Annotated in this window: 12 protein-coding genes; 10 read left to right on the top strand and 2 right to left on the bottom strand. The window is 46.6% G+C overall.

Annotated features, from left to right (window positions below; translation table 11 throughout):
- The first annotated feature begins 134 nt into the window (after positions 1–134).
- From Q0110_RS00900 to Q0110_RS00885, 4 genes are all read left to right on the top strand, one after another.
- Positions 135–488 (top strand): helix-turn-helix domain-containing protein, encoded by a 354-nt coding sequence (locus tag Q0110_RS00900; protein WP_297900906.1) that lies wholly within the window; start codon positions 135–137, stop codon positions 486–488.
- Between the two features lie 189 nt (positions 489–677).
- The gene (locus Q0110_RS00895) at positions 678–1427 is read left to right on the top strand and encodes a hypothetical protein (protein WP_297900903.1); all 750 of its coding nucleotides are present in this window, start codon (positions 678–680) and stop codon (positions 1425–1427) included.
- The gene (locus tag Q0110_RS00890) at positions 1414–1794 is read left to right on the top strand and encodes a GtrA family protein (protein WP_297900901.1); all 381 of its coding nucleotides are present in this window, start codon (positions 1414–1416) and stop codon (positions 1792–1794) included. Before Q0110_RS00895 ends, Q0110_RS00890 begins: the two co-directional genes overlap by 14 nt.
- A 5-nt stretch (positions 1795–1799) precedes the next feature.
- Positions 1800–2741 (top strand): glycosyltransferase family 2 protein, encoded by a 942-nt coding sequence (locus Q0110_RS00885; RefSeq protein WP_297900899.1) that lies wholly within the window; start codon positions 1800–1802, stop codon positions 2739–2741.
- A gap of 70 nt (positions 2742–2811) precedes the next feature.
- Here the strand turns inward: Q0110_RS00885 and msrA are convergent, their stop codons facing one another.
- The gene (gene msrA / locus Q0110_RS00880; protein WP_297900896.1) at positions 2812–3312 is read right to left on the bottom strand and encodes a peptide-methionine (S)-S-oxide reductase MsrA; all 501 of its coding nucleotides are present in this window, start codon (positions 3310–3312) and stop codon (positions 2812–2814) included.
- A gap of 263 nt (positions 3313–3575) precedes the next feature.
- Here msrA and Q0110_RS00875 point away from each other — a divergent pair, with 263 nt between their 5' ends.
- The 6 genes from Q0110_RS00875 to Q0110_RS00850 all read left to right on the top strand — a co-directional run bounded on the left by Q0110_RS00875 (position 3576) and on the right by Q0110_RS00850 (position 12193).
- Positions 3576–7019 carry an alpha-L-rhamnosidase gene (locus Q0110_RS00875; RefSeq protein ID WP_297900893.1) on the top strand — a complete coding sequence of 1148 codons (3444 nt, stop codon included), beginning with the start codon at positions 3576–3578 and terminating at the stop codon, positions 7017–7019.
- Positions 7020–7252: 233 nt separating this feature from the next.
- Positions 7253–8635: a polyamine ABC transporter ATP-binding protein gene (gene potA, locus Q0110_RS00870; protein ID WP_297900891.1), complete on the top strand. Its 1383-nt coding sequence runs from the start codon at positions 7253–7255 to the stop codon at positions 8633–8635.
- A gap of 39 nt (positions 8636–8674) precedes the next feature.
- Positions 8675–9445, top strand: a complete 771-nt coding sequence (locus Q0110_RS00865; protein ID WP_297901360.1) for an ABC transporter permease — start codon at positions 8675–8677, stop codon at positions 9443–9445.
- Entirely contained in the window at positions 9442–10233 is a 792-nt protein-coding gene (locus tag Q0110_RS00860) for an ABC transporter permease (RefSeq protein WP_297901357.1), read from the top strand. Before Q0110_RS00865 ends, Q0110_RS00860 begins: the two co-directional genes overlap by 4 nt.
- A gap of 6 nt (positions 10234–10239) precedes the next feature.
- Positions 10240–11577: an ABC transporter substrate-binding protein gene (locus Q0110_RS00855; protein WP_297900888.1), complete on the top strand. Its 1338-nt coding sequence runs from the start codon at positions 10240–10242 to the stop codon at positions 11575–11577.
- Position 11578: 1 nt separating this feature from the next.
- On the top strand, positions 11579–12193 hold the full coding sequence (locus Q0110_RS00850) for an HAD family phosphatase (RefSeq protein WP_297900885.1): 615 nt from the start codon (positions 11579–11581) through the stop codon (positions 12191–12193).
- A 19-nt stretch (positions 12194–12212) separates the two neighbouring features.
- Here Q0110_RS00850 and Q0110_RS00845 read toward each other — a convergent pair whose 3' ends face one another.
- Positions 12213–13136: a helix-turn-helix transcriptional regulator gene (locus Q0110_RS00845; protein ID WP_297900882.1), complete on the bottom strand. Its 924-nt coding sequence runs from the start codon at positions 13134–13136 to the stop codon at positions 12213–12215.
- Between the last annotated feature and the right edge of the window lie 52 nt (positions 13137–13188).

Genomic DNA, 13188 nt, shown 5'->3' with positions numbered 1-13188 from the left:
TTTTCGTAAGTTTATTACTTTTGTGGCGTAAAAGTAAGTTCCTTTTTTAGAGAAAACAAGAAGGCACTTATAAATAAGGAACTTACATGGATGTAACTATCGTTGATATTCAAGTAAATAGAAAAGGTTAAAAAATGAAAAACTTTCATCCGACAGGGAATTGTCCCGTGAGAGACGTATTGAGCCGGCTAGGAGATAAATGGTCTATGTTGGTGCTTATCACTTTAAGCGCCAATGGAACCATGCGTTTTAGTGATATCCATAAAACCATAGCGGATGTATCGCAACGTATGCTGACCGTAACCTTGCGCACGTTGGAATCGGACGGCCTGATCGAACGAAAAGTCTATGCGGAAGTTCCTCCCCGCGTGGAATATTGCCTGACGGAGAGAGGATCAAGCCTTATCCCCCATATCCAAGGGCTGGTGGATTGGGCGTTGCAGCAGATGAGTGGCATTATGAAAAGCCGGGTTTTACATACGCCGTGATTTGTTTCGTTGTGATTCTGCCATTTCCAATCGCCTGAATGTCGGGATGTTCGTATTACTCGTGATCAGACCTGGGTTCTTGATTTATGCGGGAGCTTAAATAACGTTATTTTTATTTATTCGGGAAAAAACATTACCTTTGTTCTTGTTTCTTGTTTATGGGAGTTTAATAATGAAAAAAGACGATCTATGAAAGAAGAAGGTGATGTATTCAAAAAGTTCCGTGATTCCTTCAGCAGGATGGAGGGACATTTCCATATACTAGAACAGCGCGTGCCGGTTGAGCTTCAGATGGAGTATTTCAAATACTCGGAAAACGTACGGAAGGAAAACCGGCCTCCCCGCCCTTTATCGGAGGATGAGTGCGAGACCATGTACAATACGTTGTTGATGGAGGAGACCAAGGACAAGACCGAGAAGAGGTATCTGTTGTCTCAATTGGCGACCTCGAAATCCGTCCGTGCGTACCGCCTGTTGGAAGAATACGCCCAGCATCCGGACCCGGAGGTGACGGATTGGGCTTATATGGCTTTGATGGAATCTCGTATCTCCTTGGAATCCGATTTCTCCGATGAGAAACAGATTTATATCTCGACCGGTTTGGGAGGAAAAGGGGAGAAGCTACGTTTCTATGTTTTGATGACGTCTAAAGGCAAGAAGCCATTTCAAGAGTATCAGCGACAAACGGTTGAGCGAGAATTCGCTTACTATATGCCGAAAGCGGACTGCGAGATCGAACGTTTGACGATCGGTGAACAGTATGTGGAACTGGTGTTCTTGATCCCGGTACGTACGGATATAAAAGCTACGTTGGACCGGGTAATCAATGAATGTAACCAATACGGCGATTTCCTCTCGAATGTTTTCACGATCACGAATGTCAAGGAATTGACACCGGAGGAGATTTCCGAGATTATAAATAAGAATGGAGACGATTAAGCAAGCTATTAAGTATGGTGTAGTCGGGTTGAGTAATACCTTGATAACGATGATCGTTATCTGGGTGATGATGAAGCTCTTCGGATGCCGGGAAGGTTTATCTAACTTAACGGGGTATGTGGCAGGTATATTAAACAGCTTCATTTGGAACAAGCAATGGACTTTCAAGGAAAGTTCTACCGGATGGATGAAAGGGGCGGTTCGGTTTACGATCGCTTTCGTTGTTTGTTATGCCTTACAGTACGGATTGGTACTGATCTTGAATTCCCGGCTTACGATCGACCATTACTACAACCACTTGATAGGAATGGTTTTCTATACGGTGATCAATTTTTTAGTAAATAAGTTTTATACCTTTAGAGCTTAAGAAGCATGAAAAAGTTAGCGGTTATAGTTCCGTGCTACAACGAGGAGGCCGTGATCGAGGAATCTTATCGGCGTACGAGAGAGGTCTTGGTAAAGTTGCCGAACCCTACGGAAATTATCTATATTAATGATGGTAGTCAGGATAAGACACGGTCTTTGTTGAATAGTATAGCCGCAAACGATCCCCATGTGAAGGTGATTCATTTTTCACGTAATTTCGGTCATCAGCCGGCGGTAACGGCGGGTATCAATAATTGCGACGCTGATTTGGCGGTTATCATCGACGCTGATATGCAGGATCCACCGGAATTGATCCCGGATTTGCTGGAGATACAGGAGAGGGAGAATGCCAACGTGGTTTATTGCGTCCGTAAATCGCGGGAAGGAGAGAGCTTTTTCAAGCTGTTCACTTCCAAGGCTTTTTACCGGGTGATGAATTATATGAGCGAGGTTCATTTCCCGTTGGATACGGGGGATTTCCGTTTGGTAGACCGGAAAGTGATGAATGAGTTCAATCGTTTTAAGGAACGGGGAAAATATATCCGCGGCTTGATAAGCTGGGTGGGTTTCCACCAGGTACCGTATTATTATGAGCGTGAGGCGCGTATTGCCGGCGAGACGAAATATCCGATTAGTAAGATGCTGAAATTTGCGTCGACGGCGATGCTTTATTTCTCGAAGAAACCGTTGCGTTTGGCGACGAGCCTTGGATTTATATCTGTATTGGTCGGTATCATCTTGGCTGTTTGGTTCACGTTGGGTAAGATCTATGGTTTCAGTAACGCTGAGGTTGGTTGGACTTCTATCATGACTTCTATTATTTTCTTTGGGGGTGTCCAGTTATTGACGGTTGGCGTGTTAGGGCAATATGTCGGTATCCTTTTTGACGAGATCAAGGCTCGTCCCGAATACATTATCGACGAGAAGAGAAACTACGAGAATGAGTGAGTAGTTGACAAGTGACAATTGACCATTATCTGTTATTGGAATTTAAACTGCCACTTGTCAACAGTCTGCTTTAAAAGATCTTCCGATAGATATGGCAATAGGGGGTATCACCTTTCTTATCATAATAATGTTGGTGATAATCCTCGCCAACCCAGAATGTGGTAGCGGGTTCTAAGGCTGTGGCTACTTTATATCCTTTATCTGTCAATATCCCGATATATTTCTCGGCCGTTTTTTTCTGCTGCTCGTTACAATAGAAAATCACGGAGCGGTATTGTGTGCCGATATCCGGTCCTTGTCCTCCCACCTGTGTGAAATCATGAGTCTCGAAATAAAGGCGAAGTAAATCCTCATAGCTGGTCCGCGACGGATCGAATACCACCTTGACGGTCTCTACATGGCCTGTCATGCCTGTTTTTACTTCCGGATAAGTCGGATTATCTATTTTTCCACCCATATAACCTACATAGGTTTCCTCCACACCGCTCGCTTTGTCCATATGGTACTGAGTTCCCCAGAAACATCCGGAGGCGAAATAAGCTGTTTCTCTATGATTTGAATCCTGCTTCATGATAAAATGTCTTTTTTAATGATATACTCGCGAATGTAACATAAACAATTCGATATCCGGATAGTTTATTACGAAGGGATTAATAAAGTTTATGTGTCTTGGGGAATATGATGAGCGGGGTATCTCGCGATACCGAAAGCGAGGTGTGGGGTGGGGGAAAATTGAATAGTGTCAAAACTGCTACATCTTCTCCCAAAAATGAAACAAGGAGTTAAGAAGATAATGGATATTTTTGTATCGTTATCATTTTAATTCTTTGTATTATGAAGAGCGCACGATGTCTTTTGTCTATAATCTTAGGGTTGCTGGCCGGATGGTTACCTTTGGGTGCGGCCACTGTATTGAAGAACCTGCAAGTTGAGTATCAAACGAATCCACTGGGAATTGACGTTGGCCAGCCGCGTTTTAACTGGCAAATGGAGTCCGATCGTTATGGGGCCGGACAACAGGCTTATCAGTTATGGGTAGCCGATAGTCCAGAGCGATTGGCAACCGGGCATTATATCTATGACTCGGGAAAGGTTCTTTCCGGAGAATCGGTAGGCATTGTCTATCGAGGGAAGGTATTGCAACCTTCTACTCGTTATTATTGGAAAGTTTCCGTATGGGATGAGTCGGGAGTGGAAGTTACCTCTACCGAGCCTGCGTGGTTCGAGACCGGTCTTTTGGGGTCCGGATGGAGTGGTGCCCGTTGGATCGGTTCGTCGGAGGCACAACTCTCCAAATATCGCTCGCATTATGTGATTGATTATGATGTGCGAATAGCCGAGGGCGATGACAAAGCCGTATTTGTTTTTGGGTCGAGAGACGCGAATAATTATGTGTCTGCCGAACTCGACTTAAATGGTTCGGGGGATGCCCGTTTCATTCTACGTCATACCACGGACGGAAAAACGACGCGGGATGCGGAGGAGAATCTGGCCTCCATCATCCCGGCTTCGGATAAACATAAGGTACATCATATCCGGTTGAAGGTGACGACGGCCCAATATGCCTTGAAATATTTTGTAGATGTAGAGATCGATGGGAAGACTCTGGAAAATTCCTCATTGACTCCCGAGGAGAGAGAGCGGAAAAGCCGGGGTGATTTCTGGGGAGGCAAGGAAGGGGCCTTCACCGTATATCCTTATCCGAATGGAGAATTGGTTTATCATTGCCGTTTGTATGCGATCGGTTTCCGGCAACCTAAAGGGCAGACTGCCACGTTTTCTAACTTGCGTATCAGCGAGGATACATGGAATACGCTTCTTTACAGTCCCGCGGAGACATACGTGGAGAAAGGAGAGGGAAAACTCAATGTCTGGTATCCGGGCGAAAACGTATCTGCCCCCATGCTCCGGAAGTCGATAAAAATAGAGAAGCCGGTCAAGAGCGCCCGTTTATACGCAACCGCCAGGGGGATCTATGAGTTCTCGATTAACGGGCAAAAAGTAGGAAAAGATTATCTGAATCCGGGTTGGACGGATTATCGTTACCGTATTATGTATAATACGTATGATATAACGAATATGCTACAACCGGGTGATAATGGCATCGGGGCGATGCTGGGTGCCGGATGGTGGAGCGAGCATAGCGGTTTCCTTACCGGTTGGCAAGACCAATACGGAACCCGTCAATCCTTATTAGGAAAGATCTTGATCGAATATACCGATGGCACTCGTGAGACAATCGTTACGGATGATAGTTGGAAATGTTATGACCGGGGCCCGATCACTTTCAACGGCCTTCAGAATGGAGAGGAATACGATGCCCGGAAAGAGGTAAAAGGTTGGGATGCGCCGGGATTTGATGATTCATCTTGGAAACCGGCTACCTTATTCGCCGCTCCTCCGGTAAACGTGGAGATCCAAGGATATGTAGGCAGCCCGATACAGAATAACGTAACCCTGACCGCCCAGTCTATGGTAGAGCCTATCCCCGGTGTCTATGTCTATGATATGGGACAGAATATGGTGGGTGTTCCCCGGCTGACCTTCCGTGGAAAGGCCGGACAGGAAATCACGATCCGTTTCGGTGAGATGAATTATCCGGAGACGATCCCTACCGATCCGGTCGCCCCGTACACGATCGCGATGTATAAAGAGAAGAAAGGGCAAGTCTATACGGATAATTACCGGAGCGCCCTTTCCACGGATCGTTATATCTTGAAAGGAGATGCGGCAGGTGAAACCTATGAGCCTCGTTTTACGTTCCATGGTTTCCGTTATGTGGAGATCCACGGGTTGGATAAACCGTTGCCATTGGAGGCGGTGAAAGGGGTAGTGCTGGAATCTATCGGTGCGCGGACTAGCGGTTATGAGACCTCGGACGAACGTGTCAACCGTCTGTTTAATAATATCATCTGGGGGCAACGAGGTAATTTCCTGTCGGTTCCGACAGATTGTCCGCAACGGGATGAGCGTATGGGCTGGACGGGGGATGCGCAAGTATTTGCTCGTACGGCTACTTATAATATGAATGTCGGTCCGTTCTATACCCGTTGGCTCTACTCGGTCCGGGATAATCAGGGAGACGACGGTAGTTATGCGAACTATATACCCGTAGTCGGTTTCCCGCCTCATGGCGCGGAGGATGGTGGAGGTGCCATGGGCTGGATGGAAGCTGGTATAATCGTACCGTGGCAAATGTATCAACAATACGGAGACGTGCGTATTCTGGAGCAACATTACGCTTCCATGGTCGCTTATATGGATTACCTGGAGCGCCGTGCCGTACGCTATGTGCAACCTTTCGGCGGTTTCGGCGACTGGCTGGCTATCGAACCGACAAATTCCATGTTGACGAACACCGCATACTCTGCCTACGACGCCTTGATTATGGAGCAGGTAGCGAAACGTTTGGGGAAGGACGCGGACCAAAAGCGTTTCCGTACTTTCTACGAGAACGTGAAGCGGTCTTTTAACGACCTGTTCGTGAATGAGGAAGGACGCACGTTCGCTCCCACAGAAGAATCTATCTTTGGCCAGGGTTCGCGAGTGGAGATGTGGCCCGGTACAGCGGCTACCGGGGCGAAGATCGTGGATACGCAAACCTCCTACGTGGTTCCTCTCCAGTTCGACCTATTCAATGAGAAGAACAAACCTTTGGCGATCCGGCATCTGGTGGAGAATATCGAGAAACATAATTATACGCTTACGACTGGCTTTATCGGTACACCTTACTTGAATTTGGTATTGTCCGACAATGGCTATGATGATGTCGCCTATAAGCTGTTTGAGCAAACCGCCTACCCTTCATGGCTATATCCTGTCCTGCAAGGCGCTACCACGATTTGGGAACGTTGGAATTCCTATACGTTGGTAAATGGCTTCGGTCCGGTGGATATGAATTCTTTCAACCATTATTCGTATGGCGCTATCGAGGAGTGGATGATGGCCTATACCTTGGGTATCCAGCGAGACGAGGAACAACCCGCCTATAAGCATATCATCCTTCAGCCTCGTATCGGCGGAACCTTCTCGTTTATCCGGGGGCATTACGATTCCGTTTACGGCCGTATCGAGAGTGGGTGGCAAGTCCAAAAGAAAGGTTATACATACGAGGCGACTATTCCTGCGAATACGACAGCCACCTTGTATCTACCCGCTGAATCCAAGAAGTCCGTTCGTTTGGAAAAAGGACAGGAGGGTATTACATTCGTGGGATTGGAAGACGGTAAAGCTATATACCGATTGAGATCGGGTAGCTACCGGATATGCGTGAACTGAAGGTTTTCCAAATATCTGCCTTATACCGATGTGAAGCCGGGCATGTGGGAAATACAGGCTTCTCACCCGGTATAAGGCCGTATCTGAGGGAAATATTAGCTTTCCCACTGCCTGTAAGGTCAAATTTTGTAAAAACGATAGTGCCCGACCCTATTAAAATCTGTACATTCGCGCAAATATAAGAACATTGTTCATGTTTGTTTAATTCTAATATAGGTTAGGGGATAATGTCGATGCAAAAATCCGATTGCATTATCAGCGTGGAGCATGTCTCGAAACATTTCGGGGAGAAGGCTGTGCTGAATGATGTAAATTTATATGTCCGCAAGGGCGAGTTTGTAACAATTTTGGGACCTTCCGGTTGCGGAAAGACTACATTATTGCGTTTGATAGCTGGTTTTCAGACGGCCTCCGAAGGTGTTATCACGATCGCCGGGAAAGAGATCACGCAGACTCCTCCGCATAAACGTCCCGTAAATACGGTGTTCCAGAAATATGCTTTATTTCCACATTTGAATGTGTATAATAATATCGCCTTTGGCTTGAAATTAAAGAAGCTTCCTTCCGCCACGATCGAGAAGAAAGTGAAACAAGCGCTGAAAATGGTAGGATTGACGGATTATGAGGAACGTGATGTTGATTCTCTATCCGGCGGCCAGCAGCAACGCGTGGCGATAGCCCGTGCCATCGTGAATGAACCGGAGGTGTTATTGCTGGATGAGCCGTTGGCGGCCTTAGACTTGAAGATGCGTAAGGATATGCAGATGGAATTGAAAGAGATGCATAAGTCTTTAGGCATTACCTTCGTGTATGTGACGCACGATCAGGAAGAGGCGTTGACATTGAGCGATACCATCGTTGTCATGAGCGAGGGGAAGATCCAGCAGATCGGTACTCCGATCGATATTTATAACGAGCCTGTCAATTCATTTGTCGCTGATTTTATCGGTGAGAGTAATATCTTGAACGGAACGATGATCAGGGATAAGCAAGTCTCTTTCGCCGGCCATGAGTTCGAATGCGTGGACGAGGGGTTCGGAGAGCAGACGCCGGTAGATGTTGTGGTGCGCCCCGAGGATATTTATATATTCGAGTTGTCTGAGGCGGCGATGTTGACCGGGAAGGTGACTTCCTCCATCTTCAAGGGCGTACATTATGAGATGATGGTGCAAACCCCGAACGGATATGAGTTCATGGTACAAGATTACCATCCGTTCGAGGCAGGCAGTGAGGTTGGTCTTCTTATCAAACCTTTCGATATCCATGTGATGAGGAAGGAACGTATTTGCAATACTTTCGAGGGAAAGCTGATCGACGCTACGCACGTGGAATTCCTGGGTTGTACTTTCGAATGTAAGGAAGTAACCGGCATAGAGCCGAATACGCCGGTTAAGGTCGAGATTGATTTTAAGGACGTGATCTTGGAGGATAACGAGGAAGACGGTCGCTTGACCGGAGAGGTGAAGTTTATCCTTTACAAAGGCAACCATTATCATTTGACCGTGTTTACGGACTGGGACGAGGATATCTTTGTCGATACCAATGATGTATGGGATGATGGAGACCATGTCGGCATAACGATTGCCCCGGATAAAATTCGAGTTATTCATGTTTAAAAAGGGAAGGAAGTGATCAATACGTTTTCTGCATTTTTCATGAGACGGAGGAACTGGACTATTCCTTATGTCCTGTTCTTGGCCATTTTTGTCGTGATACCGCTCATTTTGATCGTGTATTACGCCTTTACGAATGACGAGGGGATGTTTACTCTCGTTAATTTCCGTAAGTTTATGATCCACCCCGAGGCGATAAACACCTTCGTGTATTCGGTCGGGATCGCCTTGATAACGACTATTCTTTGTCTGTTGCTGGGATATCCGGCCGCTTGGATACTGAGTCAGGCCCGGTTTAATACCTCCCGTACGATGGTTGTCTTGTTTATCCTTCCGATGTGGGTCAATATTTTGATCCGTACGTTGGCTACCGTAGCCTTGTTCGATTTCCTGAATTTCCCGTTGGGGGAAGGGGCCTTGATTTTCGGTATGGTGTACAACTTCCTGCCCTTCATGATCTATCCGATTTATAATACACTCCAGAAGATGGATCACAGCTTGATCGAGGCGGCGCAAGATTTGGGGGCGAACCCGTTGCAGGTGTTTATCAAGGCTGTGTTCCCCCTATCCATGCCGGGAGTGGTAAGTGGCATCATGATGGTATTCATGCCGACTATCTCTACGTTTGCCATTGCCGAGTTATTAACGATGAATAATATCAAACTGTTCGGTACGACCATACAGGAGAATATCAATAACGGCATGTGGAATTATGGGGCGGCGCTTTCTCTTATCATGCTATTATTAATCGGAATCACGGGGTTGTTCAGTAATGAGAGCAGTGATTCCGCGAATGAGGGAGGGCTTATCTGATGGTGAGGTATTTGGCTAAAGGATATCTGTGGGCTTTGCTCGTATTGCTCTACTCGCCGATCTTGATTATCATGATCTTCTCGTTTACGGAGGCAAAAGTGTTGGGTAACTGGACAGGTTTCTCCACGAAATTGTATAGCTCTCTTTTCGCCGGCAACGTACAGCATTCGTTGGTCAGCGCCCTTTGGAATACGTTCGCTATCGCCATGATAGCCGCGACGGTGTCTACATTGTTGGGGAGCGTGGCCGCTATCGGGATCTTTAATCTGAAGGCAAGAGCCCGCAACGCCGTGAGTTTTATCAATAACATCCCGATGCTGAACCCGGATATCATCACCGGTATATCCTTGTTCCTGTTATTTGTCAGTTTAGGGATCTCGCAAGGGTTCACGACGGTTGTGTTGGCGCATATCACGTTCTGTACGCCTTATGTGGTATTAAGTGTCATGCCCCGCTTGAAGCAGATGAACCAAAATATTTACGAGGCGGCGTTGGATTTAGGAGCGACCCCGTTTCAGGCCTTGCGAAAAGTGATCTTCCCGGAAATCCGTCCGGGTATGATCAGTGGCTTTATCCTTGCCTTCACGCTGTCTATCGACGATTTTGCCGTGACCATATTTACGATTGGTAACGAAGGCTTGGAGACTCTCTCTACCTTTATCTACGCAGATGCCCGGAAGGGAGGATTGACCCCGGAGTTACGCCCCCTCTCTACGATTATCTTCGTAACCGTATTAGTATTATTGATTGTTATAAATAAACGTGCTGAGAAAGCGAAGCGAGCGTAAATGGAAATGAAGAAGTTTATATCGGTCTTGTCTGTCTTGGCCCTGCTTCTGGGGTTGTTCGCTTCGTGCGGGCGTTCTGACGAGGAGAGAAGCAAGATCTTAAAGATTTATAACTGGGGAGATTATATCGATGAGGATGTCTTGACGGATTTCCCGGAATGGTATAAGGAACAAACGGGCGAGGATGTCCGAATTATCTATCAGGTCTTTGATATCAACGAGATCATGTTGACCAAGATCGAGCGGGGGCATGAGGATTTCGACTTGATCTGTCCTTCGGAGTATATCATCGAGCGTATGCTGAGGAAGAACCTGCTATTGCCGATCGATCGTGATTTCGGGAAGACCCCGGATTATATCGACAATGTCTCTCCTTATATCCAAGGGGAGCTGAATAAGTTAAGCCAGCCGGGGCGGAAGACTACCGACTACGTAGTTCCTTATATGTGGGGAACCGCCGGCTTGTTATACGATAAGGCTCATGTATCGAAAGATGAGGTAATGTCGTGGAAATGCCTATGGAACCCTCGTTTCAAGAACAAGATCTTGATGAAGGATAGTTATCGCGACGCCTATGGGACCGCTATCATATACGCCCATGCGAAGGAACTGGCAGATGGTACGATCACGGTGGAGCGATTGATGAACGATAACTCCCCGGAAATGATCGCTATCGCCGAGAAATACTTGAAGGAGATGAAACCGAATATCGCCGGTTGGGAGGCCGATTTCGGTAAGGAGATGATGACGAAAGGAAAAGCGTGGTTGAACTTCACTTGGAGTGGCGATGCGGTCTGGGCCATGGAAGAGGCGAGTGCCGTAGGTGTGGATCTGGGATATGAGGTTCCTTTAGAAGGCAGTAATATCTGGTACGATGGCTGGGCGATCCCTAAATATGCTCGCAACGTAAAGGCGGCCAGTTATTTTATGGATTATCTTTGTCGTCCGGACATCGTCTGCCGTAATATGGAAGTGACCGGATATGTCAGTACCGTGGCTACCCCGGAGATATTGGCGGAGAAAATCGATACGACACGGAGCGAGTTCTCGGATGTCAGTTATTTCTTCGGGCCGGGAGCGGAGCGAGTCCGGATAGATCCGGCTCAATATCCGGACCGGAAGGTCGTGGAGCGTTGTGCCATGATCCGTGATTTCGGGAACGAGACGGAAGTTGTTTTGGAGATGTGGAGCCGGGTAAAGGGAGACAATCTTAATTCTTGGATTGTTATATTGATATTCGCTGTTTTCGGTCTGTTGTTTGTCTGGGTCGTTTATAAGCGGATCAGTCGTTATCAACAAAAAAGACGGCATCGCAGACGGCGTAGCTGGTATAAAAAGAAATGATATGGAAGGCATAAAGAATTTGATTATAGACTTGGGCGGTGTGCTTATTAACTTGACTCGCAACCGCTGTATCGAGGCTTTCGAGAGTCTGGGCGTGGAGAATATCCGTGAGCAGATCACGAATAATTACCAACATAAGGATTTGTTTGAGCGATTGGAATTAGGGATGATATCGGTAGAGCGTTTCCGCGATGATATTCGTGCCTTGTCGGGCAAGCCCTTGTCCGATGATCAAATCGACGCTGCGTGGATCGCCATGCTGGGAGATGTACCGGAAAATAAGTTGCGGTTGCTGTTGGAGCTTCGTAAGCGTTATAATACGATGCTTCTGAGCAATACGAACGAGCTTCATTGGAAATGGTCTGAAAATACCTATTTCTCTTACCAGGGTCTTTGCGCCCAAGATTTCTTCAATAAGATTTACCTTTCTTACGAGTTGCATATGCTGAAGCCGAACCCGGATATTTTTGAATATGTATTGAAAGATTCGAATATTTTAGCGGAAGAAACGATGCTGATTGATGATGCCTCCGTGAATTGCCGGGCGGCCGAATTATTGGGAATGAGATCCTATATGCCGCAGGCTCGGGAGGATTGGTCGCATTTGTTCGCTTAAAAATGCCGGCAGAAAGTTGTCAATCCCGATATTCCGAAGGCCTCATCCCAAGATAGGTCTGTACGTAACGACTGAAATAGGCGGGAGAGGAGAAGCCGAACATATTGGATATATTCACGTAGGTGAGGGTTTTATCTCGTAATAAACGGGATATCTCAAGGATGGTGTAACGGTTTATCCAGTAGTTGGCAGAGTAACCGCTCGTCTTGTTCGACACCTCCGTAAGATATTTAGGGCTGACGCATAGTTCCGATGCATAATAACTTACCTCGCGATTGTATCGGTAATCGCCCCGCTCAAGCATTTGTATGAAACGGAGCATCGTGGAGGCATAGGCCGTAGTAATTGTTTTTTCCCCATATAAATGAGAGTGGAAATCGAAAAAGTCGAGTATCATGGTTTGCACTGCGTTTATTAGGATATCTCGATAAAAATGGTGTTCCTTATCGCTCATCCGGAACTCGATATTTTCCATATCACGAAGCAGGCGTGCCGCCTGCTCGCCATCAAGATGCATGACAGGATTCAAGAATAACGCGAGTTGCCCTTTCATGCCATAGTTGCTTAAGGGAGTGCAAGCCTCGATGAAAGCGGGTGTGACGTAAACCACCTTGACGCGGAAATCTACGGATGGAGAAATCTTCTCAACCAGTTTCCCCTTGCGGATGATAATAGAATCACCGGCGGCAAAATCGAATATCTTTCCGTTAAACACGAAGGTACATTTGCCTTCCGTACAAAGCGCGTGAGCAAGGTAATCGCTGTATTCATTCACGCCAAGCTCCTGTAAGGTGTTCTTTATGATGATATTTTCCATCTCTCCTGTACGATTTGTCTGATCGCGAAAGTAATCAAAATCACCCGAATGAAGACCGTGCGAATGCCTCTTTCCGTAAGAACTGAAATAATGGTAATTATATCCGTATTTATTGTAAGGGATCATTCTTGGCGCTCTTGTAACTTCGCGATTGTAAAACCATTAAAACAAGAGTATC

The organism is uncultured Parabacteroides sp. (assembly GCF_947855115.1).
Classification (GTDB): domain Bacteria; phylum Bacteroidota; class Bacteroidia; order Bacteroidales; family Tannerellaceae; genus Parabacteroides.
Note: the sequence above shows the minus strand (reverse complement) of the source record. Positions and strands in the feature narration are given on the sequence as shown.

Bases quoted from the DNA above. Each gene is read 5' to 3' on its own strand.
- Q0110_RS00875 (WP_297900893.1), top strand. From the start codon at position 3,576: ATGAAGAGCGCACGATGTCTTTTGTCTATAATCTTAGGGTTGCTGGCC.
- Q0110_RS00900 (WP_297900906.1), top strand. From the start codon at position 135: ATGAAAAACTTTCATCCGACAGGGAATTGTCCCGTGAGAGACGTATTG.
- Q0110_RS00890 (WP_297900901.1), top strand. From the start codon at position 1,414: ATGGAGACGATTAAGCAAGCTATTAAGTATGGTGTAGTCGGGTTGAGT.
- Q0110_RS00855 (WP_297900888.1), top strand. From the start codon at position 10,240: ATGAAGAAGTTTATATCGGTCTTGTCTGTCTTGGCCCTGCTTCTGGGG.
- Q0110_RS00885 (WP_297900899.1), top strand. From the start codon at position 1,800: ATGAAAAAGTTAGCGGTTATAGTTCCGTGCTACAACGAGGAGGCCGTG.
- Q0110_RS00895 (WP_297900903.1), top strand. From the start codon at position 678: ATGAAAGAAGAAGGTGATGTATTCAAAAAGTTCCGTGATTCCTTCAGC.
- Q0110_RS00865 (WP_297901360.1), top strand. From the start codon at position 8,675: ATGAGACGGAGGAACTGGACTATTCCTTATGTCCTGTTCTTGGCCATT.
- msrA (WP_297900896.1), bottom strand. From the start codon at position 3,312: ATGAAGCAGGATTCAAATCATAGAGAAACAGCTTATTTCGCCTCCGGA.
- Q0110_RS00850 (WP_297900885.1), top strand. From the start codon at position 11,579: ATGGAAGGCATAAAGAATTTGATTATAGACTTGGGCGGTGTGCTTATT.
- potA (WP_297900891.1), top strand. From the start codon at position 7,253: ATGCAAAAATCCGATTGCATTATCAGCGTGGAGCATGTCTCGAAACAT.
- Q0110_RS00845 (WP_297900882.1), bottom strand. From the start codon at position 13,136: ATGATCCCTTACAATAAATACGGATATAATTACCATTATTTCAGTTCT.